Source organism: Burkholderia sp. PR2 (assembly GCF_052372875.1).
Taxonomy (GTDB): domain Bacteria; phylum Pseudomonadota; class Gammaproteobacteria; order Burkholderiales; family Burkholderiaceae; genus Burkholderia; species Burkholderia diffusa.
This window is the reverse complement of the sequence record NZ_JBQRWH010000001.1, coordinates 25,796-45,160: the sequence shown is the minus strand read 5'-3', so window position 1 is coordinate 45,160 and position 19,365 is coordinate 25,796. Positions and strand designations below refer to the sequence as shown.

12 protein-coding genes are annotated in these 19,365 nt (G+C 68.0%); 7 read left to right on the top strand and 5 right to left on the bottom strand.

Annotation, left to right across the window (positions count from 1 at the left end; genetic code table 11):
- The first annotated feature begins 125 nt into the window (after nucleotides 1-125).
- Nucleotides 126-707: a thioredoxin family protein gene (locus tag ACT2FV_RS00165; RefSeq protein WP_059598717.1), complete on the top strand. Its 582-nt coding sequence runs from the start codon at nucleotides 126-128 to the stop codon at nucleotides 705-707.
- 28 nt (nucleotides 708-735) lie between these two features.
- On the opposite strand, the gene ACT2FV_RS00160 is transcribed toward ACT2FV_RS00165, so the two are convergent.
- A complete protein-coding gene (locus tag ACT2FV_RS00160) occupies nucleotides 736-1,374 on the bottom strand; it encodes an FMN-binding negative transcriptional regulator (protein ID WP_444502935.1) in 639 nt (212 codons plus the stop codon).
- Nucleotides 1,375-1,497: 123 nt separating this feature from the next.
- Here ACT2FV_RS00160 and pdxR point away from each other — a divergent pair, with 123 nt between their 5' ends.
- Nucleotides 1,498-3,051 (top strand): MocR-like pyridoxine biosynthesis transcription factor PdxR, encoded by a 1,554-nt coding sequence (pdxR, locus tag ACT2FV_RS00155; RefSeq protein WP_444502934.1) that lies wholly within the window; start codon nucleotides 1,498-1,500, stop codon nucleotides 3,049-3,051.
- Between the two features lie 97 nt (nucleotides 3,052-3,148).
- Complete coding sequence (locus ACT2FV_RS00150) at nucleotides 3,149-5,347, top strand: penicillin-binding protein 1A (RefSeq protein WP_444502933.1); 2,199 nt, start codon at nucleotides 3,149-3,151, stop codon at nucleotides 5,345-5,347.
- Between the two features lie 78 nt (nucleotides 5,348-5,425).
- Here the strand turns inward: ACT2FV_RS00150 and ACT2FV_RS00145 are convergent, their stop codons facing one another.
- Both ACT2FV_RS00145 and ACT2FV_RS00140 read right to left on the bottom strand, forming a co-directional pair.
- Complete coding sequence (locus ACT2FV_RS00145) at nucleotides 5,426-6,661, bottom strand: hypothetical protein (RefSeq protein ID WP_174919730.1); 1,236 nt, start codon at nucleotides 6,659-6,661, stop codon at nucleotides 5,426-5,428.
- A 327-nt stretch (nucleotides 6,662-6,988) separates the two neighbouring features.
- Nucleotides 6,989-8,407, bottom strand: a complete 1,419-nt coding sequence (locus tag ACT2FV_RS00140) for an MFS transporter (protein WP_124905556.1) — start codon at nucleotides 8,405-8,407, stop codon at nucleotides 6,989-6,991.
- A gap of 419 nt (nucleotides 8,408-8,826) precedes the next feature.
- Between ACT2FV_RS00140 and ACT2FV_RS00135 the strand changes: the two genes are divergently transcribed.
- Nucleotides 8,827-11,286, top strand: coding sequence for a DUF3772 domain-containing protein (locus tag ACT2FV_RS00135; protein WP_444502932.1), 2,460 nt, complete (start codon nucleotides 8,827-8,829; stop codon nucleotides 11,284-11,286).
- Between the two features lie 132 nt (nucleotides 11,287-11,418).
- Here the strand turns inward: ACT2FV_RS00135 and amaB are convergent, their stop codons facing one another.
- Nucleotides 11,419-12,930, bottom strand: a complete 1,512-nt coding sequence (gene amaB, locus ACT2FV_RS00130; RefSeq protein ID WP_059598724.1) for an L-piperidine-6-carboxylate dehydrogenase — start codon at nucleotides 12,928-12,930, stop codon at nucleotides 11,419-11,421.
- Between the two features lie 653 nt (nucleotides 12,931-13,583).
- Here amaB and ACT2FV_RS00125 point away from each other — a divergent pair.
- The 3 genes from ACT2FV_RS00125 to ACT2FV_RS00115 all read left to right on the top strand — a co-directional run bounded on the left by ACT2FV_RS00125 (nucleotide 13,584) and on the right by ACT2FV_RS00115 (nucleotide 17,358).
- Nucleotides 13,584-15,164 carry an amino acid permease gene (locus tag ACT2FV_RS00125; protein ID WP_444502931.1) on the top strand — a complete coding sequence of 527 codons (1,581 nt, stop codon included), beginning with the start codon at nucleotides 13,584-13,586 and terminating at the stop codon, nucleotides 15,162-15,164.
- A gap of 135 nt (nucleotides 15,165-15,299) precedes the next feature.
- Nucleotides 15,300-16,568 (top strand): NAD(P)/FAD-dependent oxidoreductase, encoded by a 1,269-nt coding sequence (locus tag ACT2FV_RS00120; protein WP_444502930.1) that lies wholly within the window; start codon nucleotides 15,300-15,302, stop codon nucleotides 16,566-16,568.
- A 115-nt stretch (nucleotides 16,569-16,683) separates the two neighbouring features.
- The gene (locus tag ACT2FV_RS00115; protein WP_059464545.1) at nucleotides 16,684-17,358 is read left to right on the top strand and encodes a TetR family transcriptional regulator; all 675 of its coding nucleotides are present in this window, start codon (nucleotides 16,684-16,686) and stop codon (nucleotides 17,356-17,358) included.
- A 123-nt stretch (nucleotides 17,359-17,481) separates the two neighbouring features.
- Here the strand turns inward: ACT2FV_RS00115 and ACT2FV_RS00110 are convergent, their stop codons facing one another.
- Nucleotides 17,482-19,308 carry a phospholipase D-like domain-containing protein gene (locus tag ACT2FV_RS00110; RefSeq protein ID WP_444502929.1) on the bottom strand — a complete coding sequence of 609 codons (1,827 nt, stop codon included), beginning with the start codon at nucleotides 19,306-19,308 and terminating at the stop codon, nucleotides 17,482-17,484.
- Between the last annotated feature and the right edge of the window lie 57 nt (nucleotides 19,309-19,365).

Sequence of the window (19,365 nt, the reverse complement as noted above, 5' to 3'; positions counted from 1 at the left end):
CACAACATTGCACAGGCGCGGCTTGCCGGACACACCGCAGATACGTCGGCGCGGCCCAATGACGGCTGTCGAAACCTGTCCGGCCCGTGCACTTGCGCGGCGGCCGGCCGAACCGGAGAACCGCCATGCTGCCCAGATTCAGGACCGCCGCCCTCGTGATCGCCCTCGCCGCCACGGCAGGGCTCGCCGCATTCGCCGGCACCCGCGACGACGCGGGCACGACCACCTCGCTGGCCGGCACGCCGGCGCCCGACTTCACCGGCATCGAGCGCTGGCACAACAGCGCGCCGCTCAAGCTCGATCAGTTGCGCGGCAAGGTCGTGCTGGTCGATTTCTGGACGTACTCGTGCATCAACTGCATTCATACGATCCCGTACGTGAACGACTGGTACCGGAAGTATCGCGACCAGGGGCTCGTCGTGGTCGGCGTGCATACGCCCGAGTATCCGTTCGAACGCGACGCGAAGAACGTCGCCGATGCGATCAAGCGCTTCGGCATCCAGTATCCGGTCGCGCAGGACAACCGCTACGACACCTGGCGTGCGTACGGGAACCAGTACTGGCCCGCGCTGTACCTGATCGACGCGAACGGGAAGGTCGTCTATACGCGGTATGGCGAGGGCGGGTATGACAAAACGGAAGCGGCGATCCGGGGGGCGCTGGCGCAGGCGGGAGAAGGGGCGAAGGGCGCGACGCATACGCAGTAGCATGCGCCCCCATGCGATTCACCGTGACCTACCCCCGCTTCGCATCCGCCTCCGCCAGCATCGCCTCCCCGATCGCGAGATTCCCGTCCGCGATCAGCGCGTCGCCCGCGCCGCGGATATCGTCGACCGCCTTGTTCTGCCCGAGCTTGCGCTTGCCGACGAGCCGCGTGATCTCGATCTGCAGCCCGACGATCGACTGCAGCATCGTGTCGAGATAGTCCTTCGGCGCGTCGGCCATCTTCCAGGGCACCGGCTGCGACGCCTCGTGCGTGCGCGTCAGCCGCGCGACCACGCCGCGCACGAACTTCTCGTCGTCGCGCACCGTGATGCGGCCGTGCGCATGCACGACCACGTAGTTCCACGTCGGCACCTGCCGATGCGCGGCATGCTTGCTCGGGTACCAGTTCGGCGAAATGTACGCGTCGCCGGCGCGAAAGATCACGAGCACGTCGTCGCCGTTCGCGACCTCCTGCCAGACCGGATTCGCACGCGCGACGTGCGCATGCAGTTCGCCGAGGCCGCCGTCGCCCGGCAGCAACTCGAACGGGAGGTGGTTCGCGTCGAGCCCGCTCTTCCCGTGCGTGACCAGGCTGCCGAACGGATGCTGCACGATCAGTTCGCGCAATGCGTCGAGGTTGGGCTCGTTGAAATCGGCAGGGACGTACATGTCGGCTCCACGGTCGTGCAGGGATTGAAATGGCTCGGGCACTGGCCCGTCATGCGCAGATTGTGACCGCTAACTGGTTTATTCTGTAGAGCCGGTTTCGAACAATTTCAGAAGACCAGAATCATGGCCAGAACCGCCCGGATCGTCGAAATCCCGTCGCTCGGCGTGCTCGACCGCGCGGCCGGCGACCTGAGCCGCCAGCTCGCGCAGGCGTTGCGGGAAGCGGTGCGGCGCGGCGACGTGCGGCCCGGCGACACGCTGCCGTCGACGCGGCTGCTCGCGACGTCGCTCCAGGTCGCGCGCGGCACCGTCGTCGACGCGTATGCGCAGCTCGTCGCCGAAGGCTTCCTGGCGGCGCGCGGCGGCGCCGGTACGCGTGTCGCGAACGCGCTCGCCGAGCCCTCTCCGCCGACCGTCGAACCACCCGCCGCCCGGCGGCGTGCCGCACACGCCGGGCTGCCCGAACCGGCCGCGACGTTCGCGCGGATCGCCCGCGAATTCCGTCCGTTGCCGGCCGTGCCGTTCGCGATCTCGGTGCCGGTCGGGCTCACCGCACCCGACGACATCTGGCGCCGGCTCGGCAACCGCCTGCGCGCCCGCGGCGCCGGTGCGCCGTCCGGTTATGCGGATCCGCAAGGCGCGCTGCCGCTGCGCGAAGCGATCGCCGATTACGTGCGCCGCTCGCGCTCGGTGCGCTGCAGCGCCGATCAGGTCGTGATCACGAGCGGCACGCAACAAGGGCTGCACCTCGCGAGCCAGGTCCTGCTCGGCCCGACCGATCGCGCGTGGGTCGAGAATCCCGCCTATCGCGGCATCACCGCACTGCTCGAGAGCACCGGGCGGCGTGACGCGATGGTCCGCGTGCCGGTCGACGCGGACGGCATCGACGTCGAGGCCGGCATCCGTCTCGCGCCGAACGCACGCGCGGCGTTCGTCACGCCATCGCACCAGTACCCGCTCGGGATGCCGATGAGCATGGCGCGGCGCAACGCGCTGCTCGGCTGGGCGCGCGCGCATCGCGCGTGGGTGGTCGAGGACGACTACGACAGCGAGCTGCGCTACGAAGGCTATCCGTTTCCGTCGCTGCAAGGGCTGGATCCAGAACACGTGATCTATCTCGGCACGTTCAGCAAGATCCTGTTCCCGTCGCTGCGGCTCGGCTACGTGATCGCGCCCGGCGATCTCGTGCCCGCGTTCTGCGGTGCGCGCGTGCTGATGGATCGGCACGCGCCGACCGCCGATCAGCACGTGCTCGCCGCCTTCATCGCGAAAGGGCATCTCGACCGCCACATTCGCCGTGTGCGCGGCGTCTATGCGGAACAGCGCGCGTTGCTGATCGACACGCTCGGCGCGCGGCTGCCGCGCGAGCGCGCGTGGGTGCAGCCTGGCGATCAGGGGATGCACGTCGTGCTGTGGCTCGCCGAAGGGATCGACGATCTCGACGTGGTGGCGCGCGCCGCGCAGGCGGGCGTCGCGGTGCGCGCGGTATCGCCGATGTTCGCGCCGGGCACCGCGCGCCCGGGCCTCGTGCTCGGCTTCGGCGGGTTCGATCGCGCACGGATGGAAGCGGCCGCGCAGCGCCTAGCGGATGTGGTCGGCGAAGCGGCCGGCACCGTTTCATCGGAAGAATCGCGGCAACGCGTACGACCAAAGGTTGTCCGCGGGAAACAAACGTAATCGTCTGTAAATCCTGCAAGAAAACGGGCTGTTTGGCCACGGACAACGGTTCGCGGTTTGCTAGGATCGCGCCTTTTCCGCTCGCGCTCCTGCCGCCGTGAATCGCTTCGTGCCGTTTCTTCGAGACCTGTGGCTTCGCTGCCGCACCGGCGCCCGCTTGCTGGGCGCCGGCGCCTGGCATCGCCTGCGCCATCCGACGCGCCGCGGTGTCGCCCTGACGCTCGCCGCGATACCGGTGCTCGGCCTGCTGGTCCTGCTCGCGTTCGTCCCGTTCACGCCGAGCATCGGCGACATCCGCAAGGCACGCATCGACCGCCCCGCGCGCGTGCTGTCGGCCGACGGTCAGCTGATCGCCGAGTTTCGGCCCGTCAATCGCGAATGGGTGCCGCTCAAGCAGATCTCGCCGCACATGGTCGACGCGCTGATCGCGACCGAGGACCACCGCTTCTACGCGCATCACGGCATCGACTGGCGCCGCACGCTCGCGGCCGGGCTGCACACGTTCTCGGGCAGCCGCCAGGGCGGCTCGACGATCACGCAGCAGCTCGCGCGCAACCTGTATCCGGACGAAGTCGGCCGCGCGCCGACGCTCACGCGCAAGGTGAAGGAGCTGATCACGGCATTCAAGATCGAGACGGTGTACAGCAAGGACGAAATTCTCGAGACCTACCTGAACACGGTGCCGTTCCTGTACAACGCGTACGGCGTCGAGATGGCCGCGCGCACCTATTTCGGCAAGTCGGCGGACCAGCTCGACATCGTCGAAAGCGCGACGCTCGTCGGGATGCTGAAGGGCAACAGCTACTACAACCCGGTGCTGAACCCGGAGCGCGCGGTACAGCGCCGCAACATCGTGCTCGCCCGGATGGCGGCAATGGGCATGCTGTCGCAGCGGCAGCTCGCGCAGTTGCAGCGCCGGCCGCTACGCGTCGACTTCGAGCCGCAGACCGCGCAACCCGGCCCCGCGCCCCACTTCGCGGTGCAGCTGCGCAAGTGGCTGATCGCATGGGCCGACCGCAACAACTACGATCTCTACGCCGACGGCCTCGTCGTGCGCACGACGCTCGATGCACAGCTGCAGGACATGGCGACGCAAGCGCTGACGCAGCAGACCGATCGCCTGCAGGCGATCGCCGACAGCGCGTGGCACAACCCGTCCGGCTGCGGGCTGCGCAACGACCTGTTCCGCGGCTTCATCCGGCAGACGCCCGACTATCGCGCCGCGCGTGACGCAGGGCTCACCGATGTGGCGGCGCTGAAGCAGCTCGGCGCGAATCGCGCGTTCATCCGCGCGTTGTGCGAGCGCAAGACGCAGGTGCAGGCGGGCTTCGTCGCGATCGATCCGCGCAACGGCGCGATTCGCGCGTGGGTCGGCAGCCCCGATTTCGGCAGCGAGCCGTTCGATCACGTCGTGCAGGCGCGACGCCAGCCGGGCTCAACGTTCAAACCGTTCGTCTATGGCGCCGCGTTCGCGGACGGCATGCAGCCCGGCGATACGTTCGTCGATCGCCCCGTCGCAATCCCGATCGGCGCGCACGCGGTGTGGCATCCGACCGATGCCGAGCCGCCGACCGACGCACCGATGACGCTGCGCGACGCGCTTGCGCTGTCGCGCAATCGCATCACCGCGCAGGTGATGCAGCGCGAAGGCGCGGCCAGGGTCGCGCAGCTCGCGCGCGCGATGGGCGTGCGCGACAGCGCGCTCGACGCGGTGCCGTCGCTCGCGCTCGGCACGAGCCCCGTCACGCTGAAGGAAATGGTGTCCGCGTACGGGACGATCGCGAACCGCGGCGTGTACGTCGCACCGCAGATGATCACGCGCATCGAGGATCGCGACGGCAAGGTGCTCGCCGCGTTCGGCAGCGCGCCGCCCGAACGCGCGCTGCCGGTGGCCGCGGCACAGACGCTGGTGGACGTGATGCGCGGCGTCGTCGATTACGGGACCGGTGCCGACATCCGCTCGCGCTACGGGATTCGCGTCGACGTCGCGGGCAAGACCGGCACGACGCAGGACAACACGGACGGCTGGTTCATCCTGATGCATCCGCAACTGGTGGCTGGTGCATGGGTCGGCTTCGACGACGGCAGCGTGACGCTGCGCAGCGACTACTGGGGCGCGGGCGCGCACAGCGCGCTGCCGATCGTCGGCTCGTTCTACGATGCGGCGCTGCGTGCGCGCGCGATCGATTCGCACGCGCAGTTTTCGCCAGACTTCCGTCCGCGCAGTGCACCGGCGCCCGCACCGAGGCGGCGTCCGCATCCCGGCCTGTTCGACTGGCTGAAAATCTTCCGCTGAGCACTGCTCGGCAACGACGCCTCGTCCTCCCGGACGAAGCGATCCCGGCATGCACCACCTTCGTCGGAGCGGCCGTCGTCAGTCCGCCGTGTCGCCGCTCTTCGGCAGCTTCGACCAAGCGTTGCGTCCCGGCGCCGGCGACCATGCCGGACGCGTCTTGCGCGCGCTGTCGATCACGACCAGATAGCGGCCGGCGATCGGCGTGATGTCGCGATCGCGGCGCAGCACCCACAACGACTTGCCAGCATCGACGCGCGCCTGATAGTCGTCGTCGAGAATGCCGTGCCGGTCCAGGAACGTGTTCAGCGAAGCAGGAATGCGCACACAGCCTTTCGAGTGCCGGATGCCGAGCAGCGGCTCGAGGCGATCGGGGTCGGTCGCGTGCATCTGGAAGCGCATCGGCGACTTGCCGCCCTTGCCCCAGCCCCGCTCGCCGTCCACCCAGCCGAAGTCGTAGATGCGCATGTCGCGCATGCCGTAGCCGCGAATGCCGTTGTCGTTCGTCGTGCCTTCCGCGCGGAAGTCCATGTTGTCGGGTGAATGGTGGAACACGCCGAGCGGCGTCAGGAAGTGATCGTATTGGCCGGGCCAGCCGGTGGCGACCGGCGACGCGCCGATCAACAGCCACGCATCGGACGGCGTCGCGCGGAAGTAGATGAACAGCGCCTGCACGTTCGGTGCACGGTCGACGAGCGCAACGTATTCGCCGGCCAGGTCGCCGAGATCCGCATCGGCGAGCGCGTTCTGAAGGCGATCGCCATACGCGCGCTGCTCGCTCGCGGGCACGTTCAGGCGTCGCTTGACTTCCTGCGTGAAGCGCTTGCGCATGTCGATCGCACGCGCGGTTGCGTTCTTCGCCTCCTCGGCCGACAGCGGCGGGTGCCGGCGCGGCGGCGTCGGTGCGGGTGCTTCGGCTCCGCTTGCCGGTGTGCCGGATGCTGCCGATGCCGCGGAAGCGGGAGAGGCCGCGGACGCAGCGGATGCCGGCGATGCCCCGCTGGCGGGTAACGCATGATGCACGGCGGACGCCGCAGACGCGGGCCCAGCCTCCGACGACACATGCGCTGGCGAAGCCGGATGCGCGGCCGAAGCAGATGATGAGGAAAACGTAGCAGTGGCCGACGGCACGTCGGACGCAGCGAAGGCTGGCCGCGCGACGAGAACGGAGATCGGGAGAGCGGCTGCAAGCCACACATACGTGGCGACCGCCAGGGTACGGCAACGCGGCCTGGACAACCGCCGCGTCAGGTCGGAGAGCATCATGCGATCGAAGCCATCGGCCGATCCGGCCGCCGCACGTTGCAAACGGCGCATCTCCCGCGCGAGCCATCGACAAGCCGGGGGCACGCGTGCGCCCGGCGCCGACGCCTCTTCCCGGTGGAGTCGTTCGCAGTACAACGCGTTCGGTCCAATGGCGGCTAATGAGTCGTCAGGTCTTTCATTCTACCCGCTCGGACACGAATCGGCAGGGCCGAACCCCCGGTTTCGTGGCGGTTTTGCGCTTCGTCACGCTTTGTTTCAACTCGTTGCCGCTTGCTTCGCCGCTGCATGGCAGGTTGCTTCGCTGGGCGTTTCCGGCAACTCGAAGCGCCGGAAATTCACGCGCGTGCCGCATGCGGCACGTGCGTGCGCAACCCGCGCCTACTTCGAAATGGCTTCGAGCGCGATGCCTTTGGTACGCGGCCCCATGAATCCGATCGCGGCCATCACGATCACCATCGCGCCGGCAATGAACGCGAACACGCCGAACGTGCCGAAGCCCTTCAGCACGGCCGCGATCACGAACGACGAGAAGATCGCCGAGAAGCGGCTCCATGAGTAGACGAAGCCCACCGCGCGCGCGCGGATCGACGTCGGGAACAGCTCGGCCTGATAGGCGTGGAAGCTGTACGACATGATGTTGCTCGCGAGCGTGAGGCCGATGCCGAGCACGATCAGGAACGCGCCCACCGTCGTCTGGCTGAACAGCAGCCCGCAGACGACGATCGCCGCCGCCATCGCAACGATCACCGACTTGCGCTCGAAGCGGTCGGCGATCACGAGGCCGATCAGCGGGCCGAGCGGTGCGGCGAGGGCGATCACGCTCGAATACATGAGGCTCGACGTGATCGTGATGCCCTGCTTGATCAGCAGCGTCGGCACCCAGTTCGCGAAGCCGTAGAAGCCGACCGTCTGAAACACGTTGAAGATCGTCATCATGATCGTGCGGCTGCGATACGGCGGCACCCACATGTCGCGGAAGCTGCCGCGCGGCGGCACCGGCTCGGCCGGCGCGGGCGGCGGCAGCGGCCGGCCGTATTCGGCTTCGACCTTCGCCTCGAGCGCGCGCATGATGCGATCGGCTTCGTCGACGCGACCCTGCTGCGCGAGCCAGCGCGGGCTCTCCGGTAGCTCGCGGCGAATCCACCACACGAACAGCGCGCCGTGCGCGCCAATCAGCACGACCCAGCGCCAGCCGTCGAGGCCGAGCGGTGCGTGCGGCACGAGCAGGTACGCGAGGAATGCGACCACCGGCACCGCGACGAACCCGACCGCCTGCTCGCACGCGAACGCGCGGCCACGGATCTGCTTCGGCACGAGTTCGGAGATGTACGTGCCGATCGTCACCATCTCGACGCCGAGGCCGAGACCGACGACGAAGCGCCAGAAGTTCAATCCGCCTGCCGTATCCTGGAACGCCATCACGACGTTGGCGGCGGTGTACCACAGCAGCGACCACGTGAAGATCGCGCGGCGGCCGAAGCGATCCGCGAGGAAGCCGCATGCGATCGTGCCGATGAAAAGGCCGGAGAACAGCGCGGCGATGAAGCTCGCGACGCCCGTGGTGCCGAACAGGCCGTGCGTCGTCGCGGACAGAATCCCGCTTTTCACGAGGCCCGGCGCGACATAGCCGCTGTACAGCAGATCGTAGAGTTCGAAGAAGAAGCCGAGGCTCAGCAGCACGACGAGCTTCCAGACGCTGCGGGTCGGCGGCAGGCGATCGAGGCGGGCCGAAATCGAGCCGGCGTCGATGGAAGAGGACGAGGCGGCTGCCTGTGGAAAGCTGTCCGTTGAGACCATCTTGGTCGTGTCTCCTGATCGTGTCGTGTGTTTTGTTGTCCGGCGGCCAGCGGGCCGCCGTCGGGCGATTCGCTGCATTGTACCGGCACGCCGCTCGGGCCGCGTTGCATGGCCAACCGGTTCGGACACCCCACTTTCGCGCCGGCTATTGTGTAAATTGCGTAACGTTCTGTCGGATCTGTAAGGTTCGCCGGCGTCACGACGTTGCGCTGCCGGACTGCGAATGCGACCGTCACGGCCCCGCCGGCAAGGGCCCGCGCGGCAATCGCATGCCCGTGCGGGCACCGCTGTACGCGAAAGGCAAGGCGCACGATCGGCAGCGCCGCGGCCGCCATGCCCCGGTAACATGCTACCGGGCCAACTCCCGGCTTCCGGGCGCCTTGCGGCACCCGGCATTGTCGGCAAAACGTAAGCATTCCATGTCCATACAACGACTATCCACGTACGCACGCCGAATCGCGCTGTTCGCACTGCTGCAGTTCGCGGCGATCGCGACCGCGTCGGCATTTCCGACGGCCGCGTCCGCACCGGGCGCGAGCGGCGTCGGCGTCCCCGTGCCGACGATTTCGCTCAGCGACGCCGTTGCGCAACTCAAGCAGATGCAGGTGCAACAGGACCGCATCAAGCAGCAGACGTCGAACGCGACCAACAGCAAGGAGCTCGACGAGCTCGGTGACGCGACCCAGGAACTGAGCGCCGACGTCGACAAGCTGCAGAGCCAGCTCGCGCCGCAGCGCACGCAGGTCCAGGCTCAGCTCGACGTGCTCGGCCCGCCGCCGGCCCCGGGCGCATCGCCCGAAACACCCGCCGTCGCACAGCAGCGGGCGACGCTGAACGCGCGCAAGGCGCAGATCGACGCGGCGCTGAAGCAGGCCGCCGACCAGAAGACCAACCTCGCGAACCTGAACGACCAGTTCTCGAAGCTGCACCGCAGCCTGCTGAAGAACCAGCTCGCGTTCCGTTCCGGCAGCATCTTCGGCGCGCAGTTCTGGCTGCCGCTGTTCCATCTGTCGCCGGACGACGTGCAGCGGCTCGACGATTTCAACGACGAACTGCGCGACATGCTGCGCTCGTCCTGGACACCCGGCCAGCGCGCGCTCACCACGCTGCTGATGATCGCAGCGCTCGCGGTCTGGCTCGGCGGCCGCCGCATCGTCGAACGCGGGCTCGCGTGGTTCTGCCTGAACCGCCTGCCGCCCACCCGGCTGCGCCGCAGTGCGCTGGCGCTGGCCACGGCGTTCTCGACGCTGCTCGCGACCGCGGTCGCCGTCCAGATCCTCTATCTCGCGCTCGCCCGCCACTCCGAGCTCACGTCGTCGATGACCGATCTGTGGGACCAGTTCGCGAAGCTCGCCGTGACCTGCGCGCTGATCGCCGGCCTCGGCCGCGCGCTGCTCTGCACGAAGCATCCGTCGTGGCGGCTGCCCGCGCTCGCCGATCCCGTCGCGCTCGCGATGAAGCCGTTCCCCGGCGTGCTGGCCGCGCTGCTGCTGATGTCGGGCACGCTCGAATCGATCAACCGGATCGTCGATACCAGCCTGTCCGTCACGCTGTTCGGCCGCGGCATCGTCTCGCTCGTCGTCGCGCTGACCGTCGGCGCGTCGATCCTGCGCGCGAATCGCGTACGCAGCGCGCTTGCGGCATCCGGCGAGGCGCCCGAGGATCGCTCGACGCTCGCGGGGCTGATCCATGCGGGCGTCACGCTGGCGATCGTCGTGTCGCTCGGCGCGCTGCTGATCGGCTACATCACGGTCGCACGCTTCATCACCTACGAGCTTGTGTGGTTCGAGATCGTGCTGTGCAGCGTCTACATCATGACGCAGCTGACGCGCGACGCGAGCGAAAGCCTGTTCTCCGCGAACCTGTCGACCGGCAGGCAGATCAAGCACCTGTTCGCGCTCGACGACCGTCATCTCGACCAAGCCCATACCGTCGTGTCCGGCCTCGGCACGAGCCTGCTGATGCTGGTCGCGGCGATCGCGTTGCTGACGGGCGGTTTCGGCACGACGCCGAGCGACCTCCTCGACAGCGCGGTCGCGATGATCGGCGGCCAGCGGCTGCAGAGCCTGAACATCATGCCCGACCGGATCATGAACGCGGTGATCGGGTTCGCGATCGGCTTCTACCTGCTGCGCTCGGTGCGCCGCTGGCTCGACAGCGAGTTCATGCCGGCACTCGGCATGGATGCGGGAATGCGCGTGTCGCTGATCACGCTGTTCACCAACGTCGGCTACGTGCTGCTCGTGCTGATGGCGCTCGGGCTGCTCGGCGTCAGATGGAGCAACCTTGCGTGGATCGTCAGCGCGCTGTCGGTCGGTATCGGTTTCGGCCTGCAGGAGATCGTGAAGAACTTCGTGTCGGGGCTGATCCTGCTGACCGAGCGGCCGGTGAAGGTGGGCGACATGGTCAGCATCGCGGGCGTCGAAGGCGACATCCGCCGCATCAACGTGCGCGCGACCGAGATCCAGCTCAGCGACCGCTCGACCGTGATCGTGCCGAACTCGCAACTGATCTCGCAGAACGTGCGCAACGTGACGATGGGCAACAGCACGCAGGGCGTCGCGACGCTGATGCTGACGTTCCCGCTGAACACCGACCCCGAGCAGGTGCGCGACCTGCTGCTCGACGCGTATCGCGAGCATCCGGCGATTCTCGACAAGCCGGCGCCGTCGGTCACGTTCAGCCAGCTGGCGCCCGACGGGATCACGCTGAGCGTCACGGGCTACGTGGCGAGCCCGCGGATCGCGAGCGCGACGAAGAGCGACCTGCTGTTCGAGATCCTGAAACAGTTGCGGGCGTCGCAGATCACGCTGTCGACGCCGCAGATGCTGGTCGTGCAGAACATGCCGGCAATCGACGGATCTGCAACTCACAAATGAATACGTGATCGGGCGGGCGCAGATCGGGCATCGCCACGCACGCATCGCCGAAAACGACAAGGGCCGGTTACCGCCTTCGCGGCAACCGGCTCTCGTCATTCGAACGTCGACGCGCCCTTGCGGGCCCCTCCGTCAGACGTCGAACTTCACGCCCTGCGCCAACGGCAGCTGACGGCTGTAGTTGATCGTGTTCGTCGCACGGCGCATGTATGCCTTCCACGCATCCGAACCCGACTCGCGGCCGCCGCCCGTTTCCTTCTCGCCGCCGAACGCGCCGCCGATCTCAGCGCCGCTCGTGCCGATGTTCACGTTGACGATCCCGCAATCGCTGCCCGCCGACGACATGAACTGCTCGGCCTCGCGCATGTCGTTCGTGAAGATCGCCGACGACAGGCCCTGCGGCACCGCGTTGTGCACGTCGATCGCGTCCTCGAAGTTGTCGTAGACCATCACGTAGAGAATCGGCGCGAACGTCTCGCGCTCGACCACCGCCGATTGCTTCGGCATCCGCACGATGGCCGGACGCACGTAGTACGCATCCGCGTGACCGACATCGATGCGCTCACCGCCCTTCACTTCGCCGCCCTGCTCGCGTGCGTCGGCCAGCGCCTTCTGCATCGCGTCGAACGACGCACGGTCGACCAGCGGGCCGACGAGCGTGCCTTCCTCGAGCGGGCTGCCGACCTTCACCGACGCATAGGCCTTCTCGATGCGCGGCAGCAGCTGGTCGACGACGCTGCGATGCACGATCAGGCGGCGCAGCGTCGTGCAGCGCTGGCCGGCCGTGCCGACCGCCGCGAACGTGACGGCGCGCACCACGAGGTCGAGGTCGGCGCTCGGCGCGACGATCATCCCGTTGTTGCCGCCGAGCTCGAGGATGCCGCGTGCGAGACGCTGGCTCAGCACCTTCGCCACTTCCTGGCCCATCCGCACACTGCCCGTCGCGCTGACGACCGGCACCTTCTTCGACGACGTCAGCACCTCGCCGACATCGCGCATGCCGAGCACCAGCTGGCTCAGGCCCTTCGGCGCGACGCCCGGGTGGGTCTTCTCGAATTCGCGGATCGCCTTCTCGAGCAGCACGTGGCACGCAATCGCGGTGAGCGGCGTCTTCTCCGACGGCTTCCACACGACCGAATCGCCGCACACAAACGCGAGCGCCGCATTCCAGGCCCACACCGCGACCGGGAAGTTGAACGCCGAGATCACGCCGCACACGCCGATCGGGTGCCACGTCTCCATCATCCGGTGACCCGGGCGCTCGGACGCGATCGTCAGGCCGTAAAGCTGGCGCGACAGGCCGACCGCGAAGTCGCAGATGTCGATCATTTCCTGAACTTCGCCGAGCCCTTCCGACGTGATCTTGCCGGCTTCGAGCGTGACGAGGCGGCCGAGTTCGGCCTTGTGCTCGCGCAGCACGTTGCCGAACACGCGCACGAGCTCGCCGCGCACCGGCGCCGGCACCGTGCGCCACTTGAGGAATGCGTCGTGCGCGGCGTCGATCTTGCGCTCGGCGTCGGCGGGCGAGTCAACCGCCAGCGTCGCGAGCGTCGCGCCGTCGAGCGGCGAACGCGCGGTCAGCGCATTGCCTTTCCACTGGGCGAGATCGATGTCGAGCGCAGCAAGAATGTCGTTGAATTGCATCACTTCCTCTTCAGGGACAGATTGATCGGTGCGGCGGCAACGCCGCCCGCGTGATTCGATTGGAGCGCGTTCGCGCGCCCTGTGCAAGCGGATGCGCAGCTCGGCAGGCCCGGTGCGCCGCGTGGCGCATCGCGCGGCGCCGCCACCGGAAACCCGGCCGGACGGCACGCCCCGGCCTCGCGAGGCACGATCCATGAGACACATTGTCGGTGGCCACAAGTCGGGCCGCTATTGATATTAACTCACGACTTCATTCCCAAAACGCAACACCCGGGCAGGACGAGACCGCTTGATTCGGTACGGTCACGGGACCTGTCCGGGGCCAGTGGCCGGGCCACCGGGCCGGTTTCGATGCGCGACAAGTTGATGACAAAGTTGCATCACCCTGTGCGGAAATATCGTTTGCCGCGCATGCGGCCGGCACATACGATCGGTGCGGCGTCGAGGTGCACCGCACCCGGCGCCCCGACGCGCCGCCGATCAGCGGCCGGACGACAGACGAAGGCGACACGCGTCGCTGCCCGGTGCACCGGTCGTTCCAGTCGATCCGGATCAAGCCCGCGCAGCAGTGCCGCTGCCCGCCGTGGCGGCCGGCGACGCGTCACGCTTCGCAGCCAAAAAAACAATCCTGGAGACAGCGCCCAGCACCCGCCATGCATTCAGATGCCCGCCCCGACTCGCCCCGTCCGTCCGGCTCGCCGCCCGCGAAGCCGTCCCTCCACCGCGCACTGCAGGCGCGCCATCTGCGGATGATCGCGATCGGCGGCTCGATCGGCACGGGCCTGTTCGTCGCGTCCGGCGCGTCGATCTCGCAAGCCGGCCCCGGTGGCGCGATGCTCGCGTACATGGTGATCGGCCTGATGGTCTACTTCCTGATGACGAGCCTCGGCGAAATGGCCGCGTTCATGCCGGTGTCGGGCTCGTTCGCGACCTACGGCGCGAAATTCGTCGACGAGGGCTTCGGCTTCGCGCTCGGCTGGAACTACTGGTACAGCTGGGCCGTGACGCTCGCGGTCGAGCTCGTCGCCGCGCAGCTCGTGATGCACTACTGGTTTCCGCACGTGCCAGGCGTCTGGTGGAGCGCGATCTTCCTCGCGCTGATCTTCGCGCTCAACGCGCTGTCGGTGCGCGGCTTCGGGGAAGCCGAATACTGGTTCGCGCTGATCAAGGTGCTGACGGTGCTCGCGTTCGTTGGCGTCGGCCTGCTGATGATCTTCGGGATCATGCAAGGCGGGCCGAGCGCGGGCTGGGGCAACTTCACGATCGGCGACGCGCCCTTCGTGGGCGGTTGGGCAACGATGCTCGGCGTCGCGATGATCGCGGGCTTCTCGTTCCAGGGCACCGAAATGATCGGCGTCGCGGCCGGCGAATCGGAGAACCCGCGCACGACGATCCCGCGCGCGGTCAGCCAGATCTTCTGGCGCATCCTGCTGTTCTACGTGTTCGCGATCTTCGTGATCGGCGTGCTGATTCCGTACACCGACCCGAGCCTGCTGAAGAGCGACGTCACCGACGTGGGCGCGAGCCCGTTTACGCTCGTGTTCCGCCACGCGGGCCTCGCGTTCGCGGCCGGCGTGATGAACGCGGTGATCCTGACGGCCGTGCTGTCGGCCGGCAACTCGGGCATGTACGCGTCGACGCGGATGCTCTATAACCTCTCGGTCGAAGGCCGCGCGCCGAAGCTGTTCGCGAAGCTGTCGCCGGGCGGCGTGCCGCGCAACGCGCTGTACGCGACGACCGCCGTCGGCGCGCTGTGCTTCCTCACGTCGCTGTTCGGCGACAAAACCGTCTACCTGTGGCTGCTGAACACGTCGGGCATGGCCGGCTTCATCACCTGGCTCGGCATCGCGGTCAGCCACTACCGGTTCCGCAAGGGCTTCCTCAAGCAGGGCTATCGGCTCGACCAGCTGCCATACCGGTCGAAGTGGTTTCCATTCGGCCCGCTGTTCGCATTCGCGTTGTGCGCGGTCGTCGCACTCGGCCAGGACTACCAGGCGTTCCTCGCCGACAGGATCGACTGGGCCGGCATCGCCGCGACCTACATCGGCCTGCCGTTCTTCCTCGCGATCTGGCTCGGCTACGCGCTGGTGCGCAAATGCCGCCTCGTCCGCTACGAGGACATGGAGATCGCGCCGTGGATCGAGCGCAACGCGACGCCCGAAGCGACGGTAAAGGCCAGTACCGGCTATCCGGCCTACGTTGCCGCCCCGCCCAACCCGACGCCGGGCGCCTGACGCCCGGTCGTGCAACGGCCGCCGCCCGACCGCCGCGGCCGTTGCACTGAAAAACCCATTCGACGCGACGCGCGCGTTCAGGCAAGATCGACGCGCGCCGTCCGTTTTTCCGTCGTGACGAATCACCGAAAACGCATGCAGAACTTCTACGAAGCCACCGTTACCCGCCAGCCCTACCCGCAACTGAGCGGCACCATCGACACGCAGGTCTGCATCGTCGGCGGCGGCCTCGCCGGCCTGTGCACGGCGCTCGGCCTCGTCGAGCGCGGCGTGCGGGACGTCGTCGTGCTCGACGGAGAGCGGGTCGGCTTCGGCGCATCGGGCCGCAACGGCGGCTTCGTGTTCGGCGGCTACAGCCTCGACAACGCAGACCTGCTACGCACGCTCGGCCGCGACGAAGGCCGCCGCCTGTACCGGCTCACCGTCGATGCGGTCGACCTGATCCGCGCGCGGATCGCGCGCTACGGGATCGACTGCGACATCGTCGACGAGGGCGTGATGCTCGCGAACTGGTTCGACGATCCATCGCGGCTCGACGGCGTGCGCACGCTGATGAAGCAGGAATTCAACGTCGACTGGGAACCCGTTTCGACGGACGCGCTGCGCGCGCGGCTGAAGACACAGCGCTATTACGGCGGTCTGTTCGAGCCGAACGCGTTTCACTTCCATCCGCTCAAGTACGTGCTCGGCGTCGCGGCGGCCGCATCGCGCGGCGGCGCGCGCGTGTACGAACGCTCGGCCGCGCTCGGCATCGCGCGCGAAGGCGCCGGCTACGTCGTGCGCACGGCGCAGGGCACGGTGCGCGCGAAGGACGTCGTGTTCGCCGGCGGCGGCTATGCGCGCGGCGTGTCGCCGCGCATCGAGCGCGCGGTGCTGCCGATCGCGACCTACGTGATCGCGACCGAACCGCTCGGCACGCGCCTGCCCGACGCGATCGACGCGCCGTACGCGATCTACGATACGCGTTTCGCGTTCGACTACTACCGCCCGCTGAAGGACACGCGCATTCTGTGGGGCGGCCGGATCTCCGTGCTCGACCGCGGCCCCGACGCGATCGCGCGACTGCTGCGACGCGACCTTTTGCGCGTGTATCCGCAGCTCGAAGGCGTGAAGGTCGAATACGCCTGGGGCGGGCTGATGAGCTACGCGCGGCACAAGATGCCGCAGATCGGCCGCGACACGGACGGCGTGTGGCACGCGATCGCATTCGGCGGTCACGGGATGGCGCCCACCACCGTCGCCGGTGAAGCGCTCGCCGCCGCGCTGGCCGGGGAGCGGCCCGTGCCGGAGGGCTTCGCCGCGTTCGGGCTCACGCGCACGTTCGGGCTCGCGGGACTCGCCGCCGCGCAGCTCACGTACACCGCGTACCAGGCCCGCGACGCGCTCGCGTCGTGCCGGCGCTGAGCGGCGGCAGCAGCCGAAACCGCACGGCCGATTAGAACGAAAGGTCGGCCGGGCCGGCATTTCCCGCATGCTAGAATGGATTTTTCATGCCGCCGCGAACCCACAACAAAGTCACATGAAAGCTGGAAGCAAGGCCGCCACGTCCGAAAGCCGCGCACTTGCGACCGATGCGCGGCGCAAATACGATCCCGAGCAAACCAAGCGCAACATCCTCGACGTCGCCACGCAGGAGTTTTCCGCGATGGGCCTCGCCGGTGCGCGCGTCGACGCGATCGCCGAGCGTACGAACACGACGAAGCGGATGCTGTACTACTACTTCGAAAGCAAGGAAGGCCTGTACGAGGCCGTGCTGGAGAAGGTGTACGGCGACATCCGCGCACTCGAGCAGGAACTGCACGTCGGCGACATGGAGCCGCGCGAAGGCATGCGCCGGCTCGTCGAATTCACGTTCGACTATCACGACAAGCACCGCGACTTCGTCCGCCTCGTGTCGATCGAGAACATCCACGGCGCGAAGTATCTCGAACAGCTCAAGTCGTTCAAGAACCGCAACGTCAGCATCATCAAGACGCTCGAGGAACTGCTAGAGCGCGGTGCGGCGAGCGGCGCCTTCCGCAAGGACATCGACGCGTTCGACCTGCATCTGCTGATCAGCTCGTTCTGCTTCCACCGCGTGTCGAACCGTTATACGTTCGGCGCCGCGTTCGGCCGCGATCCGTCGGCGCCGCGGCTGCGCGCGCGACATCGCGAGACGATCACCGACTCCGTGCTGCGCTACGTCGCCGCATAGGCGCACCGCGCGATTCCGCCCGAAGGCTGGCCGGCGAGCATTCCACTCGCCGCCCGGCACACCTCCCGAACCTCGCCGCGCCGCCTGCAACCGGCACGAGCCGAACGCACGCCGCGCACTGCTTCATGCCGCCTCACGCCGCGCGTGCGTCGCGGGCGAGTCCGTCTGCACGGTCGACGCCAGCGCGATCCGCGCCTTCTCCTCCGGGCTTCCCGCCACGTAATATTTCTTCGCCCAGCTCGAATCCGGTGCGAGCGCGAGCTGCCGCTGCGCACCGGCGCCATGCCGTTTCGTTTCGATCGACAGCGCCCGCGCGCGGTAGTGCTCGTAGAGCCGCAGGAATTCCGCGAGATAGATCGCCGCGATCCGCGTGTCGCGAATCTCGAGCAGGTTCTCGTCGTTGTACTGCTCGGAGTTGCGGCTCATGTTCGCCGAGCCCGTATAGACGATCGGGTTCGCGCCTTCCGCATCGATCACGATGAACTTGTGGTGGATCACGACCGGCGGATACATCGGCGCCGGCTCGCCCGGAAAGAGGCGCAGCTCCGGTTCGAAACCCTGCGGCACCGTTGCCGGCGAAAAATAGGCGGCATCGATCACGTCGCGCCGATCGCGCTGGCGATGGTAAAGCTCGAGGTTCGCGAGCGTCGCCGCATCGAGCGACTGCCCGTCGTGCTGCGCGGCATCAGCCTTCGTCGCGCTACCGACGTTGATGCGGTTCACCAGGCCGAACATCATCAGGCCGCGGTCGCCGGCTGCAAAGCATGCGTCGCGCAGCGCAGCGTCGGTCGGCATGAACAGGCAGAACGACACCGAATGCTTCGCGGCCGCGATCGCGGCGACGATCGTATCGATCTCGGTGCGCTGCCCCGCCGGCTCCGGCGAAAACGCGACGCGCACCTGCGCGCTGCCGATCGTCATCGGCGCCGACCAGCCCGCCGACAATTTCGCCGTCTCCGCGATCGGCGGATTCGCAGCCAGCGCGTGCGCACGCGCGTTGTACAGCGCCGCGAGCGCCGGCGAATCGAATGCGTGCAGCACGTTCGCCTGCTCCGTCAGTCCTTCGGTCGTGAAGTTCGCGGAACCGGTCAGCACGCGCGTGGGCGTCACCGCGGTCGTCGCATTCGCCGGTGCGTCGGTCACGATGAACTTGTCGTGCATGATGTGCGTCCGGTCGCGCGGCGCGCGCGTCGCGAGGCCCTGCAGCGCGTCGACGGCCGGCTGGTTCGGCGACGGCAGCGGCGGCTTGCCCTTGCGCGCAGTCTCGTGCGCGTCGTAGACGATCGCGAGCGACGCTTCGCCATGTTGCCGTCCGAACGCCTCGAATGCGGGCAGCGCCCACAGCGTGTCCGTCAGATGATAGACGGCCGACACCGCGCGCGACGCGGGGTCGAGCATCGCCGCGAACACCTGTTCCATGTCGTTCGCGAGCCACGTGCGCAGCTTCAGTGCCTGGTCCGCGCTCGGCGCAGCATCCGGCGCGAGACCCAGTGCCGCGACCTGCTTCGCGAACGCCTGCGAGCTGACGACCGCACGGTTGAACCACGTACCGACGCCATCCACGACGTGAGCGGGCAATACGACCTCGCACACGCCGGCCTCCGCATCGAGCACCTGCAGGTGCTCCGGCGTGCCGACGACCGGATAGACGTCATAGCGGAATGATGCATCGCGGTCCTGCGGATCGATGCGCGCGTCCCACCACATGAATTTCTGGATCGGCGCCTGGTCGGTCGGTGCGTCGCCCTGCGTGTCGGCGGCCGGGCCGTCGAACGTGAGCCGGTTCGGCAGCCAGCTGTACGGCGCCCGCGTCTTGCCGTCGGCCGCCCAGAAACCGGGCGTGCGCCGGATCGCGAAGCCGAGGAAGTCGGTGCGCGACGCCGCGTCGGGCCAGTCGAAGGCCAGCAGGACCAGGGTCGGAGAAAGATAGCTGCGTACGCTGACGGTCATTCGTTGCTCCTGCCGGGCGGCCCGGTCGAGATGAATGAGTCAGTGTTGACGGTGGTT

Bases quoted from the DNA above. Each gene is read 5' to 3' on its own strand.
- ACT2FV_RS00135 (WP_444502932.1), top strand. From the start codon at position 8,827: ATGTCCATACAACGACTATCCACGTACGCACGCCGAATCGCGCTGTTC.
- ACT2FV_RS00145 (WP_174919730.1), bottom strand. From the start codon at position 6,661: ATGCGCCGTTTGCAACGTGCGGCGGCCGGATCGGCCGATGGCTTCGAT.
- ACT2FV_RS00125 (WP_444502931.1), top strand. From the start codon at position 13,584: ATGCATTCAGATGCCCGCCCCGACTCGCCCCGTCCGTCCGGCTCGCCG.
- ACT2FV_RS00165 (WP_059598717.1), top strand. From the start codon at position 126: ATGCTGCCCAGATTCAGGACCGCCGCCCTCGTGATCGCCCTCGCCGCC.
- pdxR (WP_444502934.1), top strand. From the start codon at position 1,498: ATGGCCAGAACCGCCCGGATCGTCGAAATCCCGTCGCTCGGCGTGCTC.
- ACT2FV_RS00110 (WP_444502929.1), bottom strand. From the start codon at position 19,308: ATGACCGTCAGCGTACGCAGCTATCTTTCTCCGACCCTGGTCCTGCTG.
- ACT2FV_RS00120 (WP_444502930.1), top strand. From the start codon at position 15,300: ATGCAGAACTTCTACGAAGCCACCGTTACCCGCCAGCCCTACCCGCAA.
- ACT2FV_RS00160 (WP_444502935.1), bottom strand. From the start codon at position 1,374: ATGTACGTCCCTGCCGATTTCAACGAGCCCAACCTCGACGCATTGCGC.
- ACT2FV_RS00140 (WP_124905556.1), bottom strand. From the start codon at position 8,407: ATGGTCTCAACGGACAGCTTTCCACAGGCAGCCGCCTCGTCCTCTTCC.
- amaB (WP_059598724.1), bottom strand. From the start codon at position 12,930: ATGCAATTCAACGACATTCTTGCTGCGCTCGACATCGATCTCGCCCAG.
- ACT2FV_RS00115 (WP_059464545.1), top strand. From the start codon at position 16,684: ATGAAAGCTGGAAGCAAGGCCGCCACGTCCGAAAGCCGCGCACTTGCG.